Origin of the sequence: Microtetraspora malaysiensis (genome assembly GCF_050947145.1) — a bacterium.
GTDB classification, from domain to species: Bacteria; Actinomycetota; Actinomycetes; order Streptosporangiales; family Streptosporangiaceae; genus Microtetraspora_A; species Microtetraspora_A malaysiensis.
In genome coordinates this window covers 2,982,313-3,008,064 of record NZ_CP191998.1, presented here as the reverse complement: position 1 = coordinate 3,008,064, position 25,752 = coordinate 2,982,313, and the positions used below count along the sequence as shown (strand labels likewise).

General features: G+C 71.4%; 24 protein-coding genes. 4 read left to right on the top strand and 20 right to left on the bottom strand.

Annotated elements, in window-relative coordinates:
- Window positions 1–36: 36 nt before the first annotated feature.
- From yajC to pgsA, 15 genes are all read right to left on the bottom strand, one after another.
- On the bottom strand, window positions 37–462 hold the full coding sequence (gene yajC / locus ACQP1V_RS14395; RefSeq protein WP_387413480.1) for a preprotein translocase subunit YajC: 426 nt from the start codon (window positions 460–462) through the stop codon (window positions 37–39).
- Window positions 463–821: 359 nt separating this feature from the next.
- Window positions 822–1,838 (bottom strand): Holliday junction branch migration DNA helicase RuvB, encoded by a 1,017-nt coding sequence (ruvB, locus tag ACQP1V_RS14390; protein WP_433422947.1) that lies wholly within the window; start codon window positions 1,836–1,838, stop codon window positions 822–824.
- 49 nt (window positions 1,839–1,887) lie between these two features.
- Complete coding sequence (ruvA, locus tag ACQP1V_RS14385; RefSeq protein WP_433422945.1) at window positions 1,888–2,508, bottom strand: Holliday junction branch migration protein RuvA; 621 nt, start codon at window positions 2,506–2,508, stop codon at window positions 1,888–1,890.
- 94 nt (window positions 2,509–2,602) lie between these two features.
- Window positions 2,603–3,169, bottom strand: coding sequence for a crossover junction endodeoxyribonuclease RuvC (ruvC, locus tag ACQP1V_RS14380; protein WP_433226955.1), 567 nt, complete (start codon window positions 3,167–3,169; stop codon window positions 2,603–2,605).
- Between the two features lie 110 nt (window positions 3,170–3,279).
- Window positions 3,280–4,434 carry a GNAT family N-acetyltransferase gene (locus tag ACQP1V_RS14375; RefSeq protein WP_433422942.1) on the bottom strand — a complete coding sequence of 385 codons (1,155 nt, stop codon included), beginning with the start codon at window positions 4,432–4,434 and terminating at the stop codon, window positions 3,280–3,282.
- Window positions 4,435–4,533: 99 nt separating this feature from the next.
- Window positions 4,534–5,289 (bottom strand): YebC/PmpR family DNA-binding transcriptional regulator, encoded by a 756-nt coding sequence (locus tag ACQP1V_RS14370; protein ID WP_387413473.1) that lies wholly within the window; start codon window positions 5,287–5,289, stop codon window positions 4,534–4,536.
- Window positions 5,290–5,292: 3 nt separating this feature from the next.
- Window positions 5,293–5,883, bottom strand: a complete 591-nt coding sequence (pdxT, locus tag ACQP1V_RS14365; protein WP_067134030.1) for a pyridoxal 5'-phosphate synthase glutaminase subunit PdxT — start codon at window positions 5,881–5,883, stop codon at window positions 5,293–5,295.
- A gap of 68 nt (window positions 5,884–5,951) precedes the next feature.
- Entirely contained in the window at window positions 5,952–7,160 is a 1,209-nt protein-coding gene (locus tag ACQP1V_RS14360; protein WP_433422938.1) for an MFS transporter, read from the bottom strand.
- An 11-nt stretch (window positions 7,161–7,171) separates the two neighbouring features.
- Window positions 7,172–7,597 carry a MarR family winged helix-turn-helix transcriptional regulator gene (locus ACQP1V_RS14355; RefSeq protein ID WP_067134032.1) on the bottom strand — a complete coding sequence of 142 codons (426 nt, stop codon included), beginning with the start codon at window positions 7,595–7,597 and terminating at the stop codon, window positions 7,172–7,174.
- Between the two features lie 152 nt (window positions 7,598–7,749).
- Entirely contained in the window at window positions 7,750–8,661 is a 912-nt protein-coding gene (pdxS, locus tag ACQP1V_RS14350; protein ID WP_387413469.1) for a pyridoxal 5'-phosphate synthase lyase subunit PdxS, read from the bottom strand.
- Window positions 8,662–8,823: 162 nt separating this feature from the next.
- Window positions 8,824–9,831: a DUF3048 domain-containing protein gene (locus ACQP1V_RS14345; protein WP_245658325.1), complete on the bottom strand. Its 1,008-nt coding sequence runs from the start codon at window positions 9,829–9,831 to the stop codon at window positions 8,824–8,826.
- 132 nt (window positions 9,832–9,963) lie between these two features.
- On the bottom strand, window positions 9,964–10,506 hold the full coding sequence (locus tag ACQP1V_RS14340; protein WP_433422936.1) for a hypothetical protein: 543 nt from the start codon (window positions 10,504–10,506) through the stop codon (window positions 9,964–9,966).
- Entirely contained in the window at window positions 10,503–11,636 is a 1,134-nt protein-coding gene (locus tag ACQP1V_RS14335) for a glycosyltransferase family 4 protein (RefSeq protein ID WP_387413466.1), read from the bottom strand. The genes ACQP1V_RS14340 and ACQP1V_RS14335 overlap by 4 nt, the downstream gene beginning before the upstream one ends.
- A complete protein-coding gene (locus tag ACQP1V_RS14330; protein ID WP_433422934.1) occupies window positions 11,633–12,577 on the bottom strand; it encodes a phosphatidylinositol mannoside acyltransferase in 945 nt (314 codons plus the stop codon). The genes ACQP1V_RS14335 and ACQP1V_RS14330 overlap by 4 nt, the downstream gene beginning before the upstream one ends.
- On the bottom strand, window positions 12,574–13,182 hold the full coding sequence (gene pgsA / locus ACQP1V_RS14325; RefSeq protein WP_433425830.1) for a phosphatidylinositol phosphate synthase: 609 nt from the start codon (window positions 13,180–13,182) through the stop codon (window positions 12,574–12,576). The genes ACQP1V_RS14330 and pgsA overlap by 4 nt, the downstream gene beginning before the upstream one ends.
- 242 nt (window positions 13,183–13,424) lie before the next feature.
- Here pgsA and ACQP1V_RS14320 point away from each other — a divergent pair, with 242 nt between their 5' ends.
- A complete protein-coding gene (locus tag ACQP1V_RS14320; protein ID WP_433422932.1) occupies window positions 13,425–15,557 on the top strand; it encodes an elongation factor G-like protein EF-G2 in 2,133 nt (710 codons plus the stop codon).
- Window positions 15,558–15,685: 128 nt separating this feature from the next.
- Window positions 15,686–17,311, top strand: a complete 1,626-nt coding sequence (locus ACQP1V_RS14315) for a glycoside hydrolase family 10 protein (protein ID WP_433422930.1) — start codon at window positions 15,686–15,688, stop codon at window positions 17,309–17,311.
- An 81-nt stretch (window positions 17,312–17,392) separates the two neighbouring features.
- On the opposite strand, the gene ACQP1V_RS14310 is transcribed toward ACQP1V_RS14315, so the two are convergent.
- A complete protein-coding gene (locus ACQP1V_RS14310) occupies window positions 17,393–17,941 on the bottom strand; it encodes an HIT family protein (RefSeq protein ID WP_218001816.1) in 549 nt (182 codons plus the stop codon).
- 143 nt (window positions 17,942–18,084) lie between these two features.
- Here ACQP1V_RS14310 and ACQP1V_RS14305 point away from each other — a divergent pair, with 143 nt between their 5' ends.
- Window positions 18,085–18,618 carry an Asp23/Gls24 family envelope stress response protein gene (locus tag ACQP1V_RS14305; RefSeq protein ID WP_433422928.1) on the top strand — a complete coding sequence of 178 codons (534 nt, stop codon included), beginning with the start codon at window positions 18,085–18,087 and terminating at the stop codon, window positions 18,616–18,618.
- A 111-nt stretch (window positions 18,619–18,729) separates the two neighbouring features.
- On the opposite strand, the gene thrS is transcribed toward ACQP1V_RS14305, so the two are convergent.
- A complete protein-coding gene (gene thrS / locus ACQP1V_RS14300) occupies window positions 18,730–20,700 on the bottom strand; it encodes a threonine--tRNA ligase (RefSeq protein WP_433422926.1) in 1,971 nt (656 codons plus the stop codon).
- Window positions 20,701–21,152: 452 nt separating this feature from the next.
- Between thrS and ACQP1V_RS14295 the strand changes: the two genes are divergently transcribed.
- A complete protein-coding gene (locus ACQP1V_RS14295) occupies window positions 21,153–21,734 on the top strand; it encodes a hypothetical protein (RefSeq protein WP_433422925.1) in 582 nt (193 codons plus the stop codon).
- 12 nt (window positions 21,735–21,746) lie between these two features.
- Here ACQP1V_RS14295 and ACQP1V_RS14290 read toward each other — a convergent pair whose 3' ends face one another.
- From ACQP1V_RS14290 to ACQP1V_RS14280, 3 genes are all read right to left on the bottom strand, one after another.
- Window positions 21,747–24,089, bottom strand: coding sequence for an ATP-binding protein (locus ACQP1V_RS14290; protein ID WP_433422923.1), 2,343 nt, complete (start codon window positions 24,087–24,089; stop codon window positions 21,747–21,749).
- 176 nt (window positions 24,090–24,265) lie between these two features.
- The gene (gene ligD / locus ACQP1V_RS14285) at window positions 24,266–25,240 is read right to left on the bottom strand and encodes a non-homologous end-joining DNA ligase (protein ID WP_387413453.1); all 975 of its coding nucleotides are present in this window, start codon (window positions 25,238–25,240) and stop codon (window positions 24,266–24,268) included.
- Window positions 25,241–25,249: 9 nt separating this feature from the next.
- Window positions 25,250–25,735 (bottom strand): flavodoxin domain-containing protein, encoded by a 486-nt coding sequence (locus ACQP1V_RS14280; protein WP_067134410.1) that lies wholly within the window; start codon window positions 25,733–25,735, stop codon window positions 25,250–25,252.
- Window positions 25,736–25,752: the final 17 nt, after the last annotated feature.

Here is a 25,752-nt window from a genome sequence, read left to right as displayed (position 1 = left end):
TCGACTCTCTCGTCAAGGGATCTTCAGTGAGCGTGGTCAGGACTGCTTGGTGCCCGAGTCCTTGCTGCCCCCGTCTTCGGAGGTCTCGGTCGCCTGCTCGCCCTTGTCCTTCTGAATGTCCTCATGGGCGTCGTCGCGAACGCCCTCTTCCGCCACGGGCTGGGCAGAATCCGTCTCGTCGGCGTCGGCGCCGTCAACGGGAGTCACAACGCGACCGATCGCGGCCTTGACCCAGCGGGTCTCCACGCCCGGCGCGATCTCCAGGATGACGTCCTCGTCCTGGAGGCCCACCACGGTGCCGAACAGACCCGTGGTCGTCATGACGCGCGCGCCCGGCGTGAGCGTGTTCTGCATCTGCAGCTGCTCCTGCTGACGCTTGCGCTGGGGGCGGATCAGCAAGAAGTAGAACACCACTACCAGCAAGATCAGTGGCAGAAACGTCCCAAGCGGGTTGTTGCCCACGGGGGCCACCCTTCCATTAGGTGATGAACCGGTGTGACACCGGAGGTCCTGTTACGCGTTTTGCGCGCCGCGACCGCGTCGCCGAGAAGCGTCAGCGTAAGCGGCCGGTCAAGCCACGCAGTGTAGGCGAGCCGCTCGAAGAGCGGCAACGAACCCACGATATGGCACGCGGGAAAGTGCCCATTTCAGCGCCTTTGCAACCGATCTGTGACCATAAGCGGCTGATGCGCCCTTCGTGACCGACTTCGACACCCTGATATTTCTCTGCCATTCAAGAAATGCGCAGCTTTCGTCGACGGTCATTCACGACTCGGCCGCGTTCCGCCGCTCCTTCCGCGGAAGCGGGGCGGCGCCACGGTTCAGAAGGGGGCGTCCGGAGGCGGGACCAGGCCGAGATGCGTCCAGGCCGCCGTGGTCGCCACGCGGCCCCGCGGCGTGCGGGCGAGCAGGCCCTGCCGGACGAGGAACGGCTCCGCCACCACCTCCACGGTCTCGGGCTCCTCCCCCACCGCCACCGCGAGCGTGGACAACCCGACCGGGCCGCCGCCGAACTTGCGCAGCAGCGCCCCCAGCACGGCGCGGTCGAGCCGGTCCAGGCCCTCGCCGTCCACCTCGTAGAGGTTGAGCGCGGCGGCGGCCACCTCGCGGGTGATCACGCCCTCGGCGCGCACCTCGGAGAAGTCGCGGACCCGGCGCAGCAGGCGGTTCGCGATGCGGGGCGTCCCGCGCGACCGGCGGGCGATCTCGTGCGCGCCCTCGCCGGGAAGCTCGACGGACAGCAGCCGCGCGGATCTGTGCAGCACCTGCTCCAGCTCGGGCACGTCGTAGAAGTCCATGTGGGCGGTGAAGCCGAAGCGGTCGCGCAGCGGTGCCGGGAGCAGTCCGGCGCGCGTGGTCGCCCCGACCAGCGTGAACGGCGCGATGTCCAGCGGGATGGACGTGGCCCCCGGCCCCTTGCCGACCACGATGTCGACCCGGAAGTCCTCCATCGCGAGGTAGAGCATCTCCTCGGCCGGGCGGGCCATGCGGTGGATCTCATCGATGAAGAGGACCTCGCCCTCGGAGAGGGTCGAGAGGATCGCGGCGAGGTCGCCGGCGCGCTCCAGCGCCGGGCCGGAGGTCATCCGGAGCGGCGCGCCCAGCTCGGCCGCGATGATCATGGCGAGTGTGGTCTTGCCCAGGCCGGGGCCACCGCTCATCAGCACGTGGTCCGGCGGCCGGCTGCGGCGCAGGGCGCTCTCCAGCACCAGCGAGAGCTGCTCGCGCACCCGCCCCTGGCCGATGAACTCCTCCAGGCGGCGGGGACGCAGCGCCGCCTCGATGGCGTGCTCGTCCCCCTCGGCGTCGGGCGAAACCAGGTCGCGGTCGATGCTCATGACGGCCTCCCCCGGCGCCGGCGGTGCGCTGAAACGTTCATCGGACGGCTCACCGGACGCTCAGCGCGCGCAGGGCCGACTTGAGCAGGGTGGCGACCTGGGGGGACCGGCCGGCCGTCACCTCGGCGTCGGCCTCGGGCGCCACCACGGCGACGGCCTCGTCCGCGTCCTTGGCCGAGTATCCGAGGCCGACCAGGCCGGAGTGGACCTGGTCACGCCAGGGAAGCACCGGCGCGCCGCCGCCGAGCGCGGCGTTGACCGCGTCCTCCGGCGTGCCGAGCTTGCCCTTGAGCTCCAGGACGATGCGCTGGGCGCCCTTCTGGCCGATGCCGGGGACCATGGTCAGCGCCTTGATGTCGGCGGTCGCGACGGCCACCCGGAGCGCGCTCGGCGTGTGGACGGCCAGCATGGCGAGCGCGATGCGCGGTCCGACCCCGCTCGCCGTCTGCAGCATCTCGAACAGGGTCCGCTCGTCTTCGGAGGCGAAGCCGTACAGCGTGAGCGACTCCTCGCGGACCACCAGCGAGGTGGCGAGTCTGCCGGGCTCGCCCATCCGCAGCCCGGCCAGCGTGCCGGGCGTGCAGTGCACCAGCACGCCGACCCCGCCGACCTCGACCACGGCGGCCTCCGGCCCGATCCCGGTCACCCGGCCCGCCACGGATGCGATCACTGCGCGCTCCCTCCCCGATCGGCCCGCCCTGCTTCGCGGACCCCAGTCCTACCAGAAGCGGCCGACATAGCGACGGCTGGCGACGTCGCCGGGGTCACCGCCCGGCTCCGGGATGGCGGTATCCGGGCTGGAGCGCGACAGGCCGTCCCCGCCCGGCCAGGGCCTGGGCCTGGGCCAGCCGGTTCTGCGCGGCGCCGCGCCAGACATGGCAGATGGCGAGGGCCAGGGCGTCGGCGGCGTCGGCGGGCTTCGGCATGGCGTCGAGCCTGAGCACGCGGGTCACCATGGTGCCGACCTGCTTCTTGTCGGCGTTGCCGTTCCCCGTGATGGCGGCCTTGACCTCGCTCGGCGTGTGCAGCGCGACCGGCAGGCCGCGCCGCGCGGCGCAGGTGATGGCGACCGCGGACGCCTGCGCGGTGCCCATGACCGTACGCAGGTTGTGCTGGGCGAAGACCCGCTCCACGGCCACCGCGTCGGGCTTGATCTCGTCGAGCCAGCGCTCGATCTCGGCCTCGATGGCGACCAGCCGGGCACCGATGTCGTCCTCGGCGGGCGTGCGCACCACGCCGACGGCCACCATGCGCAGCGGCGCACCCGGACGACCCTCGACCGCTCCGAGGCCGCACCGGGTCAGCCCCGGATCGACCCCCATCACCCTCAGCTCGGGCAACCGCACCGGAACGCCTCCCCCGGGATCCATTCTTCGCCGAACACGTGTTCGGCGAAGAACTCTACTCCCGGTGGAGGCGCGAGATCACGGGTAACCGCGGATCAGAAGTAGTCGAGCATGTACGCGGCGCAGCGGAAGGCCGCGTCAAGCGCCTCATCGTCCTCGGCGGAGCCACCCGTGACCAGACCGGCGCGGCGCAGCGTGGCCATGGGGACGCCCGCGAACAGCGCGGACAGGCCGCGGACGCCGAAGGCGGGTCCGGCTCCCGACGACGGGCTGACGGACCCCGCCCCCGAGGAGATCTCCAGTCTCCAGGCTCCGCTGTTCGCCGGCCGCTGCGGGTCCTCCACATGGATGACGGTGTCCACCGAGATCCCGGCGGGGAAACCGCGCCGCGCGACGGCGGCGGGCAGGTCGATCACGCGGAACATCCAGCGTGTCTGCCGGATCTCGTCCTTGCTCCGCTCCCGGAGCAGCCAGAGCACCGGGTCGTACGGCTCGACGACCGCGGTGACGGACTTGGCGACCGAGGAGGCGGTGCCGACCAGGGACCACAGGGCCCGCGCGGTGGCCTCGGATCCGGCCACGCAGTTGTCGACCTGGATGTCGCCGCTGTTCCACCGGTAGATCAGGAACCCGTCATCGGCGACATAGCAGAAGTCGTCGTCCTCGGCCAGCCACAGCCGCCACGTGCGCTCGTCGTAGCAGAGCGGGCCGGAGGCGCGGGTCGCGGCGTGGATCCGCCCGATGGTCGCGATCAGCTCCGGCGCGTCGTCGGGGCCCATCCGGCGCAGCTTGACGCCGGGGCCGGCCGCATCCAGCCCGCGCAGCGCCTCGGTGGGGAGAGTGACCCTGGTCAGGCCGCCCGCGTGCTCCCAGCCCATGCTCCGATAGAGCGGCGTGGTGGCGGGATAGAGCGCGGAGACGACGTCCCCGAGCTCGGCCGCGCGCTCGATGACGGCCTGCGTGATCGCCCGGCCCACGCCGCGGCCCCGGTCCTCGGGGGCGACGGTGACACTCGCGACGCCGCCCATCGGCATCGGGCGGCCGTGCCACCACTGGGTGAACGCGTTGATCCGGGCCGTGGCGATCAGACGGGGACCGTCGAAGGCACCGATGTAGCGCCCGGTCGGCAACACGGGCACCACCAGCCCGCGCCACGTTTCGATGTCGCTGCCGGAGATGGGCCCGAAGGCCCGCTTACGGTTGTCCAGCACCGCGTCGAGATCGTCGACGGTGAGATCACGAATATCCACGATCGCACAAAATATGCGGATCGCCGGTCCGGCGCCAACCGTTTTCCGCGTGACCCGCGCCGCTCGCCGTCGTGGCGGCGGGGTCACGCGGAGGCGGGACTACGCCTCGAGCTTCTCCATGATCTCGTCGGAGACATCGAAGTTGGCCCAGACGTTCTGCACGTCGTCGCTGTCCTCGAGGGCGTCGATGAGGCGGAAGACCTTGCGGGCGCCGTCCTCGTCGAGCGGGATGTTCATGGTCGGCAGGAAGCTCTGCTCGGCCGACTCGTACTCGACGCCGGCGTCCTGGAGCGCGGAGCGGACCGGGACCAGGTTCGTGGCCTCGCACACCACCTCGAAGTTGTCGCCGAGGTCGTTGACCTCCTCGGCGCCCGCGTCGAGGACGGCCAGCAGCACGTCGTCCTCGGAGAGGTCGCCGGCCTTCGGCACGATGACGACGCCCTTGCGGTTGAACATGTACGACACCGAGCCCGGGTCGGCGAGCGAGCCGCCGTTACGGGTCAGCGCGACCCGGACCTCGGACGCCGCGCGGTTGCGGTTGTCGGTGAGGCACTCGATCAGGACGGCCACGCCGCCCGGGGCGTAGCCCTCGTACATGATGGTCTGCCAGTCGGCGCCGCCGGCCTCCAGGCCGCCGCCGCGCTTGCGCGCCCGCTCGATGTTGTCGATGGGGACGGAGTTCTTACGCGCCTTGGTGATGGCGTCGTAGAGGGTCGGGTTGCCGTCCGGGTCGGGTCCACCGGTCCGGGCCGCGACCTCGACGTTCTTGATGAGCTTGGCGAACAGCTTGCCGCGCTTGGAGTCGAGCGCGGCCTTCTTGTGCTTCGTCGTCGCCCATTTGGAGTGGCCGGACATCGCCTAGAACTCCCTCACCATTTCGACAAAATACGAGTGGACCCGCGCATCTCCCGTCAGCTCGGGATGGAAGGACGTCGCGAGCAAAGGTCCCTGTCGGACCGCGACGATCCTACCCCCGGGCTCGGCCCGGCCCAGCACCTCAACGTCGGCGCCGACCGATTCGACCCAGGGTGCGCGGATGAAAACCGCCCGGACGGAGCCGCGTCCGGCGAAGTCGAGATCGGCTTCGAAGGAGTCGACCTGGCGGCCGAAGGCGTTGCGGCGGACGACCATGTCGATGCCGCCGATCGTCTCCTGACCGTCGGCGCCGCCCTCGATGCGGTCGGCCAGCATGATCATCCCGGCGCAGGAGCCGTACGCGGGCAGCCCCTCCTTGATCCGCAGTTTGAGCGGTTCGAGCAGGTCGAACGCGGTCGCGAGCTTCCACATCGCGGTGGACTCCCCGCCGGGGATGACCAGCCCGTCGACCGCGTCCAGTTCGCTCTTGCGGCGTACGGCCATCGCCCTCGCCCCCGCGTCCTCGATGGCGCGGGCGTGCTCGCGCACATCGCCCTGGAGGGCGAGCACACCGATCAGCGGCGCAGTCGTCACGATCGTCCTTTCGTCCGGCGGTGGTCCCAGCGTAGAACCAAGGCGCAGAACGCCCCAAACTGCACGTTTTATGCCTGCGCGGGCGACGCGTCGCGAAAGGTGTGATCGGTGTCGACGTGGTCGAGCGCGGCCAGGTGGTGCCGCCGGGTGAACAGGATCGCGATGCCCACAACGCAGCAGGCCGCCCCCACGTAGTACGGCACGGCCTCGCCGAACTCCTCGCCCAGTTTGGTCACGATGTACGGCGCGAGCGCCCCGCCCATCCAGCGGACGAAGTTGTAGCCGGCCGAGGCGACGGGACGGGGCGCGTCCGACACCTCCATCGCGGCCTCGGTGAAGATCGTGTTGTTGAACCCGATGGGGATGCCGCACAGGATCACGAAGACCACGGTCCCGGCCTGCCCGGAGAGGGCGATGCCCACCTGGAGGACGGCGAGCAGCGCGAGGGAGAGCAGCAGCACGCGGACCGACCCGAGGCGGCGCTGCAGCCACGGCGCGCCGAAGACGGAGGCCAGCGCCACACAGACGCCCCACCCGAAGAACACCGCGCCGATGCCGTACGCGGACATGCCGAGGATGAACGGGGTGAACGCCAGCACGGTGAAGAACGCGAAGTTGTAGAAGAGCGCGGTGAAGGCGGTGGTGGACAGGCCGCCGTGGGCCAGCGCGCGGATCGGGTCGCTCAGCCGGGTCCGCATGGCGGGCTTCGGCGTCGGCGCGAGCAGGGTCACGATCAGGACGAACCCGACGGCCATCAGCGTCGCGGTGCCGAAGAAGGGCGCACGCCAGTTCCAGTCGCCGAGCAGCGCCCCGACCAGCGGGCCCAGGGAGATGCCGAGGCCGAGCGCGGCCTCGTAGAGGATGATCGCCTTCTCCGCACCGCCGCTGGCCGCGCCGACGATCACGGCGAGCGCGGTGGCCACGAAGAGCGCGTTGCCGAGGCCCCATCCGGCGCGGAAGCCGACGAGCTGGCCGACCGTGCCGGAGGTCCCGGCCAGCGCGGCGAAGACGACGACGAGCGCGAGACCGAGCAGGAGGGTGCGCTTGCCGCCGATCCGGCTGGAGACCCAGCCGGTGACCAGCATCGCGACCGCGGTGACCAGGAAGTAGCTGGTGAACAGCAGCGACACCTGGCTGGGCGTGGCGTGCAGCCCCTGCGCGATCGACGGGAGGATGGGGTCGACGAGCCCGATCCCCATGAAGGCCACCACCGCGGCGAACGCGGTGGCCCACACCGAGACGGGTTGGCGGAGGATCCCGCCGGATGGCTGCGACAACTGGGGCTCCTTCAGCTTCGGCCGAGCTTGGCGAGGGCGGGCAGGGCGACGTCGATGGCGGCGCGCTCCTCGGGGGTGAGGAAGCCGAGCTGGCGGGTGAGATAGCCGATCCTGGACTCCCGTACGGCGTGCAGCCGGGCGCGGCCCTCCTCGGTGAGCTCGACGGTGCGCACGCGGGCGTCGGCCGGGTCGGCGGCGCGCGCGACGAGCCCGGCGTCCTCCAGCCGGTTGATCTGCACCGTCATGGTGGGGAGTTGCACCGCGTGATCCTCGGCCAGCTCGGTCATCCGCCGGCCGCCGCCCTCCAGGGAGCCGAGCACGGCGTACTGCTGGGCGGTGATCGGCTGGCCCGCCGTCGTGCGGCGCAGCAGCATCACCAGGTGGCGCAGTTCGCGGGAGAGGCGCTCGGCCAGCGCCCGCGTGTCATCCGTCGTCATAGTTTGCCATGCTAACTTAGCCTGGCTAACTATTTCTCCGGAGGGGCCCTCATCCGCCTGATATTCCAGGATCTTCCGGAAAGCCGAAACGGCGACCCCGCATGGCGGGGCCGCCGTTCCTCAGCGGACGCTCGGTCGTCAGACCGGCGAGTTCACCAGCCGCGCTCGGCCAGGCGGTGCGGCACCGGGATCTCGTCCACGTTGATGCCGACCATGGCCTCGCCCAGGCCGCGCGACACCTTCGCCACGACGTCCGGGTCGTCGTAGAACGTGGTGGCCTTGACGATGGCGGCGGCGCGCTTGGCCGGGTCACCGGACTTGAAGATGCCGGAGCCGACGAAGACACCCTCGGCGCCGAGCTGCATCATCATCGCGGCGTCGGCCGGGGTGGCGATGCCGCCCGCGGTGAACAGCACGACCGGGAGCTTGCCGGCCTTGGCCACCTCGGCGACCAGCTCGTACGGCGCCTGCAGCTCCTTGGCCGCGACGTACAGCTCGTCCTCGGACAGCGAGGTGAGCCGCCGGATCTCGCCGCGGATCGTGCGCATGTGGGTGACGGCGTTGGAGACGTCACCGGTGCCGGCCTCGCCCTTGGAGCGGATCATCGCGGCGCCCTCGGTGATGCGGCGCAGCGCCTCACCCAGGTTGGTGGCCCCGCAGACGAAGGGGACGGTGAAACGCCACTTGTCGATGTGGTTGGCGTAGTCGGCCGGGGTGAGCACCTCGGACTCGTCGATGTAGTCGACGCCAAGCGCCTGCAGCACCTGGGCCTCGACGAAGTGGCCGATCCGGGCCTTGGCCATCACCGGGATCGACACGGTGTTGATGATGCCCTCGATCATGTCGGGGTCACTCATCCGGGACACCCCGCCCTGGGCGCGGATGTCGGCGGGGACGCGCTCCAGTGCCATGACCGCGACCGCTCCCGCGTCCTCGGCGATCTTGGCCTGCTCGGGCGTGACGACGTCCATGATGACGCCGCCCTTGAGCATCTCGGCCATGCCCCGCTTCACGCGGGCGGTGCCGACGGCGGTCTCGTTGACTTCAGGCGTGCTGCTGGACACGTTGCTACCTCACGACGGCGGATCAGTGGATTCTCTTCCATGGTAGGTCCTGACCGAACCTTGGCCCGACGCACCATTCTGTAAGGGTTCATCCCGCGTTTTGTACGCCGCGCCCATTCCTCGGTCGTGCCCGGTCCCGGCGTCGCCTCCCGTACGGACGGGTCAGGGGGCGATGGGCTTGCGTGAGGCGAGCACGACCCAGACCTGGCCGCGCGCGAACGGCATCGGCGACCCGTCGGCCATGGTGTAGGTGGTGCCCCCCTCCTCCGAGGGGCGCTCCCACCTGACCTTGTACGCCATGCCGTCGCGCAGCACGACGCCGGTGCCCTTGCCGACGCTGTGGACCAGGGGCGTGTAGCTGCCGGTGAAGTCGTGGAACTCCGACCTCTCGGTCTTCACCCACTGCACCACGATCGTCGGCGCGCCCTGCTGGCCGCCCTCGGCCGCCATGTCCTTCTTGCCGTCCTGGGTGACCAGCCAGCGCTTCTGCGTCTCCGACCAGGCGAACTCGAAGTTCGCCGCGGGGTAGCGCACGCGCACCTTCTTCTGCGGCACTCCCCCGGCGGGCGGCTCGTCGGAGAACACGAAGCCGACGTCGTCCGCCTTGGTCGCCTGGGACGCCTTCGCCAGCAGCTTGCGGGGCGTGGCGAACAGGTTGTACGGCGCGTACCGGCCCTGGGCCCGGAAGTAGGCGCCGGGCGTACTGCTGTCGGAGACGTCGAACAGCGACGCCTTCTGCACGTACGGGATCATCTTGGTCTGCACGCCCGAGTACGACAGGGCGGGCTTGCCGAACTGCGGCAGGATGTGCAGGTCGGAGATCCGGGCGCTGCGGACCGGCCCCACCTGGGCGGGCAGCTTCGAGGAGAAGATCGCCATGAGACGGGTGAGCCCGCCCTCGACCTGCTCGACGTAGACGATGTCGGCACTGCGCACGCCCATCTGCGGCTTGCCGGCCGAGGTGTTCTCGATCTTCACGGCGAGAACCGGACGAGCCTGGTTGAACGGGCGTCCGGTGAACGGGTGCTCGGGCGGCGGGGTCGGCGACGGGGAGGCGGTCGCGGCCTCAGGCTGCGCGAGGGGCGGCTTGTCACTGTCTGAGGAGCACGCGGCACCGGCGAGAACCGCCCCCAGACCAAGCGTGACACCGATCATCCGTTGCGCCCGCACCCTCAAGCTCCTCCCATGGAGAACCAGCCGAAATCAGCAGGGAACGCCGCATCCGGACCGGCTCGCGCCGCGAAATGGCAACGAGCTTACCGGCGCTAGATAGTAGATCTCGCTTGGAACGGTCAAAAGTGACTATTCCGCCGCGAGGACCGCCGGAGGCGCATCGTCGATCTCGAAGAACCGAGGATATTCCGTGTGGCCCGCCAGCCGGAGCGTACGCGCCAGCCATCGGCGTTGCGCCGTGCGGGTGACGCCGACGGCGTTGTTGTAGAACCGCCGGGAGTAGACCACCTTGGCCACCGCGGCGTCGAGTTCCTCCAGCAAATCCGGGCCGGTGGGATGCTCGGCCAGCCTCTCCCGGAAGCGGTCCTGGTCCACGACCGCGCGCAACGTCCGGGACAGGTCACTCTCGGCGTGCTCACGCTCGTCCAGCCCCGCCGTACGGGCCTCGTGGGCGGCGGCCGCGAGCACGAGCGAGGTCGCGGGGTCGAGGATGCGCGACCCGGCGAGCTCCAGGCAGACCGCGGCCCGCCGCAGCAGCGACGCGTCGAGCGCCGCCTGCGCGGTCTCCAGCCGGATGTGCAGCCGGTCGAGCCGACCGGCCCGCCAGGAGATGTAGACGGCGGTGAGCACGACGATCACGCCCACCACGAGGATCAGGACGGTGGTCGTCACGACGCGTCGTCCTCCACCACACCGGCGGTCGCGTCGGTCACGGTCTCGTAGACGCGCGACACGTCGCGGGCGACGGTGGACCAGTCGTACTTGCGCACCGCCTGCCGCGCCTCGTCGGACAGCTTGGCGCGGCGCCCGGGGTCGTCGAGGAGCCGGGCCGCCTCCTTGGCCAGGGCGGCCGGGTCGCCGGTGGCGAACAGCGCGCCGGCCTGACCGTCCCCGAGCACCCGCCGGAACGCGGGGATGTCGCTGGCCAGGATGGGCGCGCCCGCCGACATCGCCTCGGTGAGCACGATGCCGAAGCTCTCGCCGCCGAGGTTGGGCGCGCAGAAGACGTCCACCGAGTGGTAGGCGCGCGCCTTGTCCTCCTCGCTGACCATGCCGAGCAGCCCGACCCGGTCGTGGAGCCGCTCGGGCAGGCGGCCGAGCACGTCGGCCGCGTCGCCGGGGCCGGCGATCAGCAGCCGCACGCCCGGCCGCTCCTCGGCGAGGATCTCGAAGGCCGACAGCAGGACGGGCAGCCCCTTGCGCGGCTCGTCCATCCGGCCGAGGAAGCCGATGACGCCGCCGTCCGGCCCCCAGCCGGGCAGCGGCTCGGCCTCGGCGTACCGGCTGACGGTGACGCCGTTGGGGATCAGGACGGCATCGCCGCCGAGGTGCTCGACCAGCGTCTTACGCGCCGCGTCGGAGACCGCGATCCTCGCGGTGATCTTCTCCAGCGCGCTCTGCAGCATCGGTGCGGCCACCGACATGGCGCGGGAGCGCTCGTAAGAGGCGTGGAACGTCCCCACGATCGGGCCGCGCGCCACCCAGCAGGCGAGCAGGCCGAGGGACGGCACGGCGGGCTCGTGGACGTGCAGCACGTCGAACCGGCCCTCGCGGATCCACTTGCGGACCCGGCCGGCCGACAGGAAGCCGAACGCCAGCCGCGCCACCGACCCGTTGTACGGCACCGGCACCGCCCGGCCGGCCGAGACGACGTACGGCTCCAGCGGGGCGTCGTCGCCCGCCGGGGCCATGACGGAGACGAAGTGGCCGTCGGCGATGAGCGCCTCGGCGAGGTCGCGCACGTGGGCCTGGACGCCGCCCGGGACCTCCCAGGTGTACGGGCAGACGATGCCGATCCTCATGACGCGTCCGCGGGTCGCGGCTCCAGGTCGTCGAGCCACAGCCGCTGGAGCATGTGCCAGTCCTCCGGATGCTCGGCGATGCCCTTCTCGAACACGGACGCCATCTGCTGGGTCATGACGGCGACCTTGTCCCGGCGGGTGCCCTCCTCGGGGACGGGGATCTCCTCGTGGATCCGCAACCCCCAGTCGGCCCCCTCGAACCACAGGGTGGCGGGCAGCAGGGCCGCCCCGGTCTGGAGCGCGAGCAGCGCGGGCCCGGGGGCCATGCGGGTGCGCGCGCCGAAGAAGTCGACCTCGACGCCGGAGGCGGTCAGGTCGCGGTCGGCGGGCAGGCAGACCGCGCGGCCCGCCCGCAGCCGTTGAGCGAGCGTGCCGAACGCCATGGCGCTGCCGCCACCCTTGCCGGTGAGCGGCAGCACCTCCATGCCGAGGCTCTGCCGGTAGGCGAGGAAGCGCTCGAACAGCGACTCGGGCTTGAGCCGCTCGGCCACGGTGGTGAAGGGGTGCCCCTTGTGCACCAGCCAGGCGCCGGCGACGTCCCAGTTGCCCATGTGCGGCAGGGCGAGCACCACGCCGTGGCCCCTGGCGAGGTTGTCGAAGATCGCCTGCTCACCGCTGGCGTGGGTCCCGCCGAGGATCCGCTCGCGACTCATGGAGGGAAGGCGGAACGCCTCGGCCCAGTAGCGGAAGTAGGAGCGCAGCCCGGCCCGGCTGAGCCCGCGCACCTCCGCGGAGCCTGCGTCGGCGCCGACGACGCGGGCCAGGTTGGACTCCAGCCGGCGTACGGCCTTGCCCTGCCGGCGCCACATCACGTCGGCGATGCTCTGGAAGATCCATCCGGCCAGGCGCTCGGGGAGGCGCCGGACCACCACCCACCCGGCGGCGTAGCTCGCCGCGACGATCCGATCGGCAACGGGCAACCGCCCGTCGGGGCGATTCACCTGACCACCGCCTGTCGGTAGACGTGGACCATTCGCTGGACGACCGTGACCGCGCTCGCCGCCGCGAGCAGCCACAGCCCGGCCGCCAGGATGTACGGCACGCCGAGGCCCGAGAGTCCGGTCGCGACGAGGACGCCGACGAGCCGCTCGCCGCGCTCGGCGATCCCGACGTTCGCCGTCATCCCGAGCCCCTCCGCCCGAGCCTTGGCATATGACACCAATGCTCCCGCGACGAGGCAGAAAAGCGCCACGCCCGCGAGGACGAACTCCGGCTCGTCCTCAAGGATGAAGTAGAGGATGAGCCCGGAGAAGATCGCGGCGTCGCCGAGCCGGTCGAGGGTCGAGTCGAGGAAGGCCCCCCACTTGCTGCCCGTGCCGCCGCTCATCCGGGCGAGCACGCCGTCGAGCAGGTCGGCGAGGACGCAGACCGTGATCGCGAGCGTGCCCCAGAAGAGGTGGCCCGTGGGGAAGAGAGTCAGTGCCGCGACGACCACGCCCAGCGTGCCGGCCGCGGTGACGACGTCGGGGGAGATCCCGTGGCGGGCGAGGACCCGCCCCAGGGGGGTCAGCACTCGGGTGACGGCGGGGCGCAGGACGTTCAGCATCGCGCTCCGATCGTAGGCCATGGAACGCCTGGTGAGGCGACCAAGCCCATTCCGGAGATAGGTCTTGTGATCTGCGCCACATGGGTAAAAGGTGAAGAACACGCGCCTGGGATTCCCGGCGGGGAGGACGGGCCGCCCGGCCAGGACGACCCGGGGCGAAGGGCTCCGCCGGCGTCCGGGTGGCGCGCGCAGCTACGGCAGAGCGGCCGGCGCCCCGGCCGCTCGTGAATCCGGGAGGCGAAGTGGCGGAAAAGGCGAACGGCGGTCCAGCAGGGGCCGCGGGCAGGGCACCCTCGGCCGATCGGCCGGACACGGTGCGCAATGTCGTGCTGGTCGGCCATTCCGGAGCCGGCAAAACCACGCTGATCGAGGCGTTGCTGGCGGCCACAAGCACCGTCCCCCGCCCCGGGCGGGTGGAGGAAGGCACCACGGTCAGCGACTTCGACGAGGTGGAGGTGCGCCAGCAGCGCTCGGTCAACCTCTCCCTCGCCCCGCTCGTTCACAACGGCATCAAGATCAATCTTCTCGACACGCCGGGATACGCGGACTTCGTCGGCGACCTGCGCGCCGGGCTCCGGGCGGCCGACGCGGCGCTCTTCGTCGTCTCCGCCGTGGAAGGCGTGGACGGGCTCACCCGGATGCTCTGGGAGGAGTGCGGTCTGGTCGGCATGCCGCGCGCCGTGGTCATCACCAAGATCGACCACCACCGCGCGAACTTCGACGAGGTGCTGGCGAGCTGCCAGGACGCGTTCGGCGACGGCGTGGCCCCGCTGTACCTGCCGGTCGACGGCAGGGGACTGCTCGGCCTGCTGTCCCAGCGGTTCCTCGACTACTCCGGCGGCGCCCGCACCGAGCGGGAGCCCGACCAGGAGCAGCTCGCCCTGATCGAGCAGTACCGCGGCGACCTGATCGAGGGGATCATCCAGGAGAGCGAGGACGAGTCCCTGATGGACCGCTACCTCTCCGGCGAGTCCATCGACACCAAGATCCTGATCGACGATCTGGAGAAGGCCGTCTCCCGGGGCAGCTTCCATCCGGTGCTCGCGGCCGCCCCGGGAACGGGGATGATCGAGATCCTCGAGGTCGTCACGCAGGGCTTCCCGTCACCGTTGGAGCACCCGCTGCCCGAGATCACCACGATCGACGGCAAGGCCGTGACGGACATCACCTGTGATCCCGACGGCCCGCTCGTGGCCGAGGTCGTCAAGACCACGAGCGACCCGTACGTCGGACGGATCAGCCTCGTCCGGGTGTTCTCCGGAACGCTGCGCCCGGACATGCTCGTCCACGTGTCGGGGCACGGCCTCACCGACCGCGGGCACGAGGACCACGACGTGGACGAGCGCCTCGGCGGGCTCGGCTCGCCGCTGGGCAAGACGCAGCGCCCGGTGCCCAAGTGCGTCGCCGGGGACGTCTGCGCGATCGCCAAGCTGTCCCGGGCCGAGACCGGCGACACCCTGTCGGACAAGGACCGGCCGCTGCTGATGAAGGCCTGGGACATGCCCGAGCCGCTGCTGCCGGTGGCGATCCAGGCCCGGTCCAAGGCGGACGAGGACAAGCTGAGCCAGGCGCTGGCCCGCCTGGTGGCCGAGGATCCGACGCTCCGGCTGGAGAACAACGCCGAGACCCGCCAGCTCGTGCTGTGGTGCATGGGAGAGGCGCACGCCGACGTCCTGCTCGACCGGATGTCCCGGCGGTACGGCGTGGAGGTGGAGCGGATCCCGCTCCGGGTGCCGCTCCGCGAGACCTTCGGCGGCCGGGCCCAGGGCCTGGGCCGCAACGTCAAGCAGACCGGCGGCCACGGGCAGTACGCGATCTGCCACATCGAGGTCGAGCCGCTGCCCTCGGGAGGCGGCCTCGAGTTCGTCGACAAGATCGTCGGCGGCGTGGTGCCTCGCCAGTTCATCCCGTCCGTGGAGAAGGGCGTGCGGACGCAGATGGAGCGCGGCGTGCTGGCCGGATATCCGGTGGTGGACATCCGCGTCACGCTCTACGACGGGAAGGCCCACTCCGTCGACTCCTCGGACATGGCCTTCCAGGTCGCGGGGCAGCTCGCGTTGAAGGAGGCGGCGGCCAAGGTGCCCGCGCTGCTGCTCGAACCCGTGGACGAGGTCTCCGTCCTGGTGTCCGACGAGTTCGTCGGCGCCGTGATGTCGGACCTGTCCGGGCGCCGCGGCCGCGTGCTCGGCAGCGAGCCGGCGGGTGGGGGACGCAGCCTCGTCAAGGCCGAGGTCCCCGAGCTGGAGATCACCCGGTACGCGGTGGACCTGCGCTCGATGTCCCACGGGACGGGGACGTTCCACCGGGAGTTCCTGCGCTACGAGCCGCTCCCGGCCCATCTCGCGGAGAAGGTCGCGTCCGCGGCCGAGCACTGATCCCGTACCTGCGGCCGGGCGGCGGGCCGCCGGCGCCCGGCCGCAGGTACGGGGTGTCCCCGCGTTTTCGTCATCGGGTTTCCTCTTCCGGCCAAACCATCGGTCGGTCGATGCCAAACTGATGACCCATGGCGAAACGGGAGGGCCGCCGCATGCGGGCGAGTAGTGAGGAAGACGCGCCGGATCGGCCGCGGTCGATACGCGTTCCGCTTCTGGCGAGCCTGGTCATCGCGGCGGCGAGCGCCGGAGCCGCCTACGCGTTCGGCCCCCAGCCCGCCCCGAAGAAGACCACGACGGTGCGGGCGGCCGCGGAGGCGGAGACCTGCACGGCGAGCGGCTCCCATCCCAAGCGGCAGCTGCGCGGGGTGTGGATCGCGACCGTGCACAACACGGACTGGCCGTCCAAGCCCGGTCTCTCCCCCGCCCGGCAGCAGGCCGAGTACGTCAAGATCCTCGACAACGCCGTCCAGCGCCGGCTCAACGCGGTGTTCGTCCAGGTCCGGCCGGAGTCGGACGCGATCTACCGCTCCTCGCTCGAACCCTGGTCGAAGTACCTCACCGGCACCGTCGGCAAGGACCCGGGCTGGGACCCGCTGCCGTTCCTGATCTCCGAGGCGCACAAGCGCGGCCTGGAGTTCCACGCCTGGTTCAACCCGTACCGCGCGGCGGACGGGGCGGCGACCCCGGCGACGCTGCCGGCCGGGCATCCGGCGCGGCTCCACCCCGACTGGACGGTCAGCCACGAGGGGAAGCTCTACTACAACCCCGGGCTGCCGCAGGTGCGCGCCTGGGTGACCAGGGTCGTCACCGACGTGGTGCGCCGCTACGACGTGGACGGGGTCCACTTCGACGACTACTTCTATCCGTATCCGGGCAACGGCACCCGGTTCGCCGACGCCGCGACGCACGCCAAGTACGGCAAGGGCGTCAAGCTGGCCGACTGGCGCCGTGAGAACGTCAACAAGCTCGTCGCGCAGGTGTCCTCTGCCGTGCACCAGACGAAGGCGTACGTGAAGTTCGGGATCAGCCCGTTCGGCATCTGGCGCAACAAGTCGGACGACCCCAATGGGTCGGCCACCAAGGGCATGTCGGCCTACGACGCGATCTACGCGGACGCGAAGGCGTGGATCAAGGCGGGGTCGGTGGACTACCTCATCCCGCAGCTCTACTGGCCGCGCGGGTTCGCCGCGGCGGACTACGACGCGCTGGTGCCCTGGTGGGCCGAGGCGGTGCGCGGCACCGACGTCGATCTCTACATCGGCCAGGCGCTCTATCGCGTCGGCACCAAGGACACCCCCGCCTGGACGAAACCGGCGGAGATGCCCTCCCACCTCACGGTGAACCGGCGTTACCCCGAGGTGAAGGGCGACGTCTACTTCAGCGCCAAGGGCCTGGCCGCCAACCCGCTGGGCGTGCTGGACCGGCTGGAGAAGAACCAGTACACGCGGCCCGCGCTGCTTCCGCTGATCAAGGGCCTGCCGGCCGGCGCCCCGGCCACGCCGGCGAACCTGAAGAGCGCCGCCGGGACGCTGACCTGGAGTCCGGCGGACAGTGCGCGGACGTACGCCGTCTACCGGGCCGACGGCAAGAACGCCGGCTGCGCGACCGTGGACGCCCGGCACCTGGTGGCGCTCGTCCCGGCCCAGGGCAGCCCGGCGTACGCGGCCAAGGAGGGCGGCGACTACTTCGTCACCGCCCTCGACCGGCTGAACAACGAGAGCGACGCCGCGCGGGTCACGGTCAAGCTCCCCTGATCCGGACGGCGTCCGTACGCGTGAGGTCGCGCACGCCCCGCTCAGCGAACATTCGGGTCAGGGGCGGGAGACCGTCGGGTTTCAGGCGGAGGGCCAGGCGTCGGCGAGCAGTTCCCGGGTGTCACGCAGGAGCTGCGGCAGCACCTTGGTCTGCCCCACCACCGGCATGAAGTTCGTGTCGCCGCCCCATCTCGGCACCACGTGCTGGTGCAGGTGGGCGGCGATGCCGGCGCCCGCCACCTGGCCCAGGTTCATGCCCACGTTGAACCCCTGGGCGCCGCTCGCCTTGCGCAGCGCCTGCAGCGACCGCTTGGTGAAGTCGGCCAGCTCGGCGGTCTCCGCCTCGTCCAGGTCGGCGTAGTCGGCGACGTGCCGGTACGGGCACACCATCAGGTGGCCCGAGTTGTACGGATAGAGGTTGAGCACGGCGAAAACGGCGGAGCCCCTGGCCACGATGAGACCGTCCTCGTCGCTCATCGTGGGGATCTCGCAGAACGGGCAGCCGTCCCCGGGCCCCGACCCGCTGGGCTTGTTCTCCCCCTTGATGTAGGCCATGCGGTGCGGAGTCCAGAGCCTCCCAAACGCGTCAGGCACTCCCGCTCCCGGCTGCTGCTCCGGCTCGTTCGTCATGCGGGCCAGCATATTGCCGCCCATCGCGGGGGTCGCCTACGGCTCCGGCGACATCCGCAGATACCGGATAAATCACATCAGGTTCCGGCAGAATCACGTCCTGAGCGAGCCCACGGATCTTCCCTTCTCCGAGGAGTGTTCAGATGTCCGATGTCGCCACCATCGAGGAACCGGTCGAGGAGCGGGCCGAGGAGCCCGCCGGCGGTCCGGCCGATCCGGGCGCCCCGCAGGAGATCGCCGATGACACGGCGGGCGACGGCGGGTCCGGCCTGCTGGGAGCGTCCGTCGTCAAGGGCCGCATCAAGGTCGCCGACGAGGTGGTCGAGAAGGTCGCGGCGCTCGCCGCGCTGGAGATCCCCGGCGTGGCCGACCTGGGCGGCGACTTCGAGCGCGCCTTCGAGGCGGTCCGCGATCGCATCGGCGTCGGCTCCAAGCGGGCGACCCAGGGTGTGCGCGCGCAGATCGAGAACCAGCAGGTGGCGGTGGACGTGACCATCGTCATCGTGTACGGGCACGTGGTGATGGACGTGGCCGCCGAGGTCAAGGTGAACGTGGCCAGGTCGGTGAGCCGGATGCTGGGGATGCGGGTCGTCGAGGTCAACGTGACCGTGGACGACGTGCGCCTGCCGGGCGAGGGCCGCGGCGGCCGCGCCGCCGAGGACGACGAGGCGGCCTGACTCCTCCGCCGTCCGGACGTGAAAGCCCCCGCCGCTCCTTTCGGGCGGCGGGGGCTCACGACGGCCGGCCGGGCGGCGCTCCCGTGACAGGAAGCGGCGCCCGGCTCTGACTCAGACCTGGATACGGCGGTCGATCGCGTCGACGATCTCGGCGATCGCCTCGTCGATCGACACCCCGTTCTTCTGCTCGCCGTTGCGGTAGCGGAAGGAGACCGCGCCGCTGGCGATGTCGTCGTCACCCGCGAGCAGCATGAACGGCACCTTGGCCTTCTGCGCGTTGCGGATCTTCTTCTGCATCCGGTCGTCGGCCGTGTCGATGTCGACCCGGACGCCCCGCTCCCGCAGCCGCTTGGCGACATCCTGCAGGTACGGGACGTGGGCGTCGGCGATCGGGATGCCGACGACCTGGACCGGGGCCAGCCAGGGAGGGAACGCCCCCGCGTAGTGCTCGGTGAGCACGCCCAGGAAACGCTCGACGGAGCCGAACAGCGCCCGGTGGATCATGACCGGGGTCTGCCTGCTGCCGTCCGCCGCCTGGTACTCCAGACCGAACCGCTTGGGCTGGTTCAGGTCGAGCTGGATGGTGGACAACTGCCAGGTGCGGCCGATCGCGTCCTTGGCCTGCACGGAGATCTTCGGCCCGTAGAAGGCGGCGCCGCCCGGGTCGTCCACCAGTTCCAGCCCCGACTCGGTGGCGACCTGGTGCAGTGCCTCGGTGGCCTCGTCCCACTCGGCGGGGTCGCCGATGAACTTCTCGGAGTCATCCCGGGTGGACAGCTCCAGGTAGAAGTCCAAAAGCCCGAAATCACGCAGCACGCTGAGCACGAACCTCAGCAGCGACTTGATCTCGTCGGCCATCTGCTCCCTGGTGGTGTAGATGTGCGCGTCGTCCTGCGTCATGCCGCGCACCCGGGTCAGCCCGTGCACCACACCCGACTTCTCGTACCGGTAGACCGAGCCGAACTCGCACAGCCGCAGCGGCAGCTCACGGTAGGAACGCCCCCGCGCCCGGAAGATCAGGTTGTGCATGGGGCAGTTCATCGGCTTGACGCGGTACTCGACACCCTCCAGCTCGAAGGCCGGGAACATGTCGTCGGCGTACCAGGGAAGGTGCCCCGAGGTCTCGAAGAGCGACGACTTGGTGATGTGCGGGGTGTTGACGAACTCGTACCCCGCCTCCGCCTGCCGCCGGCGCATGTAGTCTTCCATCTCCTTGCGGATGATCCCGCCCTTGGGATGGAAGAGCGGAAGGCCGCTGCCCAGCTCCGGCGGGAAGCTGAACAGGTCGAGCTCCGCGCCGAGCTTGCGGTGGTCGCGCTTCTCGGCCTCCGCGAGCAGCTGGAGGTACTCGTCCTGCTTCTCCCGCGACTCCCACGCGGTGCCGTAGATGCGCTGGAGCTGCGGGTTCTTCTCGCTGCCCCGCCAGTAGGCCCCGCCGCTGCGCATCAGCTTGAACGCCGGGATGACCCGGGTGGTCGGCAGGTGCGGACCGCGGCACAGGTCCTTCCAGCACAGGTCGCCCGACTTGGGGTCGACGTTGTCGTAGATGGTGAGCTGGCCGGCGCCCACCTCGACGCTCTCCTCGTCCGCGGCGCCGCCCTTGAGCCCGATCAGCTCCAGCTTGTACGGCTCGGCGGCGAGCTCCTCACGGGCGTCCTCGTCGCTGACCGGGCGCCGCTGGAAGGTCTGCCCCTGCTTGACGATCTCGCGCATCCGCTTCTCGACGCGCTTGAGGTCCTCAGGGGTGAAGGGCTCCTGGACGTCGAAGTCGTAGTAGAAGCCGTTCTCCACCGGCGGGCCGATGCCGAGCTTCGCCTCCGGGAAGATCTCCTGCACGGCCTGGGCCATCACGTGCGCGGTGGAGTGGCGCAGGATGGCGCGGCCGTCGGCGCTGTCGATGGCGACCGGCTCGATCACGTCGCCGTCGGCCACCTCGGCGGCCAGGTCGCGCAGCTCTCCGTTGACCCGGGCGGCGATGACCGACCGGCCGTCGGCGTCGAGCGCCTCCCCGGCCGTCGTGCCCGCCGCCACCACGCGCTCGGCTCCGGCGAGGGTGATGCGTATCTCTAGGGCGGCAGACACGGGTAGCTCCTTGCTCGATTCCCGATGGATGAGACAGCCGGCGGAGCCGCGCAGGAGTGCGACGCGCTCGCGGCACCTCACCTTCCGATGGTTACCTTCCGATGCTACCGGTGCCGTCGGGGCGAATTCGCGCGCTTGTCCCCCATCCCATCGATCACGGTTCGCTTTCGCGTCCGACCGCCACGGGTGTCTCGGCTCTCCCGGCCGCCGCGTACGGAGCTCATCGGGGACGTCGTGCCGCCGCCCGATCCGGCTGATCGTCCCTCCCTGCCCGGATGACGCCCGTCCCCATTCATCCGCCGCGCCGGCAGGGCACGCACCCCGCCCCAGCAGGTGCTTTGGTGCGAGATAGGTATTTATATGGGGATTTATCCCCATTCCTTGAGCGTGGGTCCGGGGAGAAAGTGTCCCCGGGAGGTCCCACGCGGACGAGGACCCGGGGGGAATGAGTCATGGACGAGCACGCGTCACCGTCCGCGCCGGCGGACACTCTCGACCGGGAAGGCCGCCACGGCACCGATCGTCGTTCCGGGCACAGCAGGCGAACCTTGGCACAGGCTCTCGCGCACGCTCTGGGGCTCGCCTCCGGCGACGACGGCCGGCACGCCCAGTCCTCCCGACCCGCCGCTCCGTCGCTTGGGGAGGGCGAGCCGGACAGCGCGTCCTGGGTGCTCGCGGGACACGCGTCGTGCGTGCGCCGGGCCCGGCGGCTGGTCCGCGACCAGCTCGGCCTCTGGGCGCTGCGCGACCGGCGCGGCGTGGCTGACCCGCTGGTGGCGGAGTTGGTCAGCGAGGCCCTGCGGCTCGCGGGCGGGCCGGTGCGGCTCAGCCTCTACCTCGTCGACGGCACGCTTCGCGCGGAGGCCGAGGTCGAGAACGGGGCCCGGGGAGGGGCCGACGGGGTCGAACGGCCGGCACTCGAACGGCTCGCCTGCTGCTGGGGCCGGGTCCACACGGCCACGGGCGTCGCCGTCTGGGCCGAGTTCCCGTCTGTGAGCCGCCCCTGCCACGCCCGCGACACGGCACCGCGCTGACCGCACCGCCGCTCACTCCCGGGGCGGGTCCCCGGCGGCGTGGTCGCGCTCGCGGACCCAGACCGCGATCTGGGCGCGCGAGCTGAACCCGAGCTTGCTCAGGATGTGCTCGATGTGCCCCTCGGCGGTGCGCTGCGCGATCACCAACGTGGCGGCGATCTCCTTGTTGCTCATGCCCTGGGCGACGAGCTGGGCGATCTCCGTCTCCCTCGGGGTCAGCGGCGAGGCGTCGGCGGGCCGTTCCGCCCGTTCCTCCTCCGGGGCCTCCCCCAGGGCGTAGGCGACCCCCTCCTCGTACGTGATCCTGGCGCCGCGGCGCACCGCGGCGCGATACCCGGTCTCCCCGAGCCCCTGGCGAGCCCGCTCCTCGCTCTCCTCCCGGTACGGCGTCAGGTAGGCGTAGCTCGACATGGCCGTGCCGAGGGACTCCCAGATCCTCCCCAGCACGCCGCGCAGCCGCCCGGCCCGCTCATACTGCTGCCGGCCCGCGGCGATCCAGCAGAGCACCTCGATGTTGAGCCCCGCGCCCAGCATGTCGTCGAGGGAGCGGTTGAACCGCAGGCTCTCCTCGGCCAGCTCGGCGGCTCGGGCGTCGTCGCCACGCCGCCAGTGCTCGACCCCGAGCGCCGTCAGCGCGTACGCCCGGTGCCACTGCTCGCCGTACGCGTCGCACAGGGCGACGCACCGCTCCCCCTCGGCGATCGCCGCGTCCGAGTCGCCGACGACCGAGCGGGCGAGGGTGAGCCGGTTGCGGGCGAGCGCCTCGGCCACCGGGTCCCCGATCTCGTGGGCGCGGCGCACCCCCTCCTCGTACAGCGCGATCGCCTCGGCCGGCGCCTCCCGGCACATCGCGATCATGCCGGAGAAGAGGGCGGCGTACGCGAGGACCTGCGCCAGCTCCAGCCGCTCGCCGATGGCGCGCGCCTCCACCAGCATGTCGTCGGCGGCGGCGATCTCGGTCTGGATGATCGCCAGCCACGACGCGCACCACAGGGCCCTGGCCCGGGTCGGGTTCGGCTCGGTCTCCGCCGCCAGGCCCTTCTCCAGCCAGCCGCGGCCCTCACTGAGGTAGTAGCCGGTGGTCCAGTGGTAGAGAAGGTCGGTCGCCATCTCCAGGCCGGTGCGGGTCTCCCCCTGTCCGAAGCAGTGCTCCAGGGCCGTGCGCAGGTTGGCGTGCTCGTGCTGCAGGCGGGTGAACCAGGCGACCTGGTCCGGCCCGAAGAGCAGCCGGTCCGCCTCGGCCGCCAGGCCCCGGTAGTAGTCCCGGTGCCGGTGCCGCAGCGCGTCCTCCTGGCCGGTCTCCTCCAGCCGCTCCCTGCCGTATTGGCGGATGGTGTCCAGGATCCGGTACCGCATCGCCGGGCCGTGCTCGTCGGGGATCAGGATGGACTTGTCGACCAGGCCGATCACCAGGTTGAGGACGTCCTCCCTGGCGATCCCGTCGCCGGAGCAGACCTCCTCGGCCGCCTCCAGGTCGAGGCTCCCGGCGAAGACCGACACGCGGGCCCACAGCAGCCGCTCCTGCTCGGTGCAGAGGCCGTAGCTCCAGTCGATCAGCGCGCGCAGCGTGCGGTGCCGCGGGAGCACGGCGCGCGATCCCGCGGTGAGCAGCCGGAACCGGTCGTCCAGCCGGTCGAGCAGCTGGTCGAGGGAGAGCGCCCGCAGCCGCACCGCGGCCAGTTCGAGCGCGAGCGGTATGCCGTCCAGCGTGCGGCAGATCCGCTCCACCGTCTCGTGGTTGGCCTCGGTGACGGCGAATCCGGGCACCACGGCGGAGGCCCGCTCGGCGAACAGGCGTACGGCGTCGAACTGGGCGAGCGTCTCCAGCGGCAGGACGGCGCCGTCCATGTCGGGCAGCGACATCGCGGGCACGGCCAGCGTCTGTTCCCCGGCGACGCCCAGGGCCTGCCGGCTGGTGGCGAGGATCCGCAGGTCGGCGGTGGCCCGCGCGAGCTTCTCCACGAACACGGCGCATTCCTGCAGCAGGTGCTCGCAGTTGTCCAGGACCAGCAGCGCCTGCCGGTCCCTGAGGTGGTCGGCGAGCACGTCCGGGCACGGGCGGGACGACTGGTTGCGGATCTCCAGCGCCTCGGCCACGGTCTGGCACAGCATGCCGGGGTCGTCCAGCGCGGCCAGCTCGACCAGCCAGACACCGTCGGGGAAGGCCCGGCGTACGTCGGCGGCGATCCGGAGCGCAAGCCGGGTCTTGCCGACCCCGCCGGGGCCGGTGAACGTCACGATGCGGGAGTGGGACAGCATCCGCTTGGCCTCGGCCACCTCGTGGCGGCGGCCGACGAAGCTCGTCACCTCGGTGGGCAGCCTGTCGTGTGGACGCTTCGAGGTCTGGGTTGTCATCGCCGCCATCAAACGCCTCAGTTCGCGGACCGCCGGGCACGGAAACGGGCTCGACAGAATCCAGGTTATGTCTCGGCCGTGACGCAGCTGCGCGTCGGTGACCGGGCGCGGCTCCCACCGCCCGGGTCGCCGCGCCGATCGCCGCCCCGGACGTCGCCGTACGGGCGGGCCGCCGATCAGCCGGGCTCGCGGACCACGTCCTCGGCGCGGCGGTCCGGCCGCAGGCCGCGCCAGCTCGGGTGGCGGAGCCGGCCGTCGGCGGTCCACTCCGCGTACCGCACCTCGCCGACGAGGGTGGGGTCGGTCCAGCGGGCGTCGCGGGCGTGCCCGCGTGGCACCTCGTCGGCGAACGGGCTGGTCTCCCGGGTGAGCGGCGCCAGCAGCGCCCCCAGATCGGCGAGCATCGCCTCGGTGAACCCGGTCCCCACGTGTCCGGCGTAGACCAGCCGTCCCTCCTGGTCGTGGACGCCGAGCAGCAGCGAGCCGATGCCCTTGGCGCGCCTGCCCTCGCCCGGCTTCCACCCGCCGATGACCGCCTCCTGGGTGCGGAAGTGCTTGATCTTGATCCAGTCCGCGCTGCGCCGCCCCGGCTGGTACGTCGAGGTCAGCCGCTTGGCGACCACGCCCTCCAGGAGCAGCTCGCGGCTGGTCTCGAAGGCGGTCGCGCCACCTCCGGGGGAGTACGGCGGCACGTCCCAGCGCTCCCCCGCCACCACCGTGCGGTCGAGCAGTTCGCGCCGCTCGGCGTACGGCCGGCGGATCGCCGGCCGGCCCCCGGCGTGCAGGATGTCGAAGATCAGGTACGTCACCGGAGTGGCCCGCGCCAGCAGTCGGATCTTGACCGGGTCCCGCTGGTGCATCCGCGGCTGGAGGGCGGCGAAGCTGGGCAGCCCCCGGGGCCCGAACGCGACGATCTCCCCGTCCAGCACGGCCTCGTCCGCGACGGCGCCGGCGAGGGGCCCCAGCTCGGGATAGGCGACCGTGACGTCCAGCCCGTTGCGCGAGAGCAGCCGCAGCCGCCCGTCCTCGACGTAGCCGAGGGCCCGCACGCCGTCCCACTTCATTTCGAAACCGAACAACGCGTCCTGCGGCTCCGGCGGCAACTCCCCCAGCCGGGCCGTCATCGGCTCGTACGCCGGAAGGTGCCCCATGTGGGGCTCCTACCCCAGCTCGCGGCCGACCGCCTTCGCCCACGCCGTGATCTGGCCGCGGTCGCGGAAGTCCCCGGCCATGGTCCTGGCCATCGCGGACGCGGGGAAACCGGCGGCGTCCGGCGCCAGTCGGCCTCCGAACGTGGCGTGGCCGAGGGCCTCCAGCCGGACGCACCAGCGGGCGACGTTCGGCGTCGGCGGGATGTCCTCCTCCACGGCCGAGCCGTCCAGCGGGCCGCTGCTGAACAGCCACACCGACAGAGCCCGCAGGGTCGCCGCGTGACGGAGCGCGAACCTCCGGGCGTCCTTGTGCCACCGCCGGGCGTAGAGCGCGCCCCCGAGGATCACCGCGTCGTGTTCCCGTACGTCGCGGGCGTCCGCCGCCGCGACGACGTCGGCCTGGTGGCCCTCCTCGCGCAGCGCCTGGCCGATCCATTCCGCGATCTCGGCCGTGGCCCCCATCTTGGAGCCGTACGCGACCAGTACCCGTGCCATCAAGATCACCTCGGTGA

Coding starts and splice junctions, on each gene's coding strand:
- ruvB (WP_433422947.1), bottom strand. CDS start 1,838: ATGAGCATCGACCGCGACCTGGTTTCGCCCGACGCCGAGGGGGACGAG.
- ACQP1V_RS14370 (WP_387413473.1), bottom strand. CDS start 5,289: ATGTCCGGCCACTCCAAATGGGCGACGACGAAGCACAAGAAGGCCGCG.
- ACQP1V_RS14355 (WP_067134032.1), bottom strand. CDS start 7,597: ATGACGACGGATGACACGCGGGCGCTGGCCGAGCGCCTCTCCCGCGAA.
- ACQP1V_RS14335 (WP_387413466.1), bottom strand. CDS start 11,636: ATGAGGATCGGCATCGTCTGCCCGTACACCTGGGAGGTCCCGGGCGGC.
- pgsA (WP_433425830.1), bottom strand. CDS start 13,182: ATGCTGAACGTCCTGCGCCCCGCCGTCACCCGAGTGCTGACCCCCCTG.
- ACQP1V_RS14315 (WP_433422930.1), top strand. CDS start 15,686: ATGGCGAAACGGGAGGGCCGCCGCATGCGGGCGAGTAGTGAGGAAGAC.
- ACQP1V_RS14310 (WP_218001816.1), bottom strand. CDS start 17,941: ATGACGAACGAGCCGGAGCAGCAGCCGGGAGCGGGAGTGCCTGACGCG.
- ACQP1V_RS14305 (WP_433422928.1), top strand. CDS start 18,085: ATGTCCGATGTCGCCACCATCGAGGAACCGGTCGAGGAGCGGGCCGAG.
- ACQP1V_RS14295 (WP_433422925.1), top strand. CDS start 21,153: ATGGACGAGCACGCGTCACCGTCCGCGCCGGCGGACACTCTCGACCGG.
- ACQP1V_RS14290 (WP_433422923.1), bottom strand. CDS start 24,089: ATGACAACCCAGACCTCGAAGCGTCCACACGACAGGCTGCCCACCGAG.
- ligD (WP_387413453.1), bottom strand. CDS start 25,240: ATGGGGCACCTTCCGGCGTACGAGCCGATGACGGCCCGGCTGGGGGAG.
- ACQP1V_RS14280 (WP_067134410.1), bottom strand. CDS start 25,735: ATGGCACGGGTACTGGTCGCGTACGGCTCCAAGATGGGGGCCACGGCC.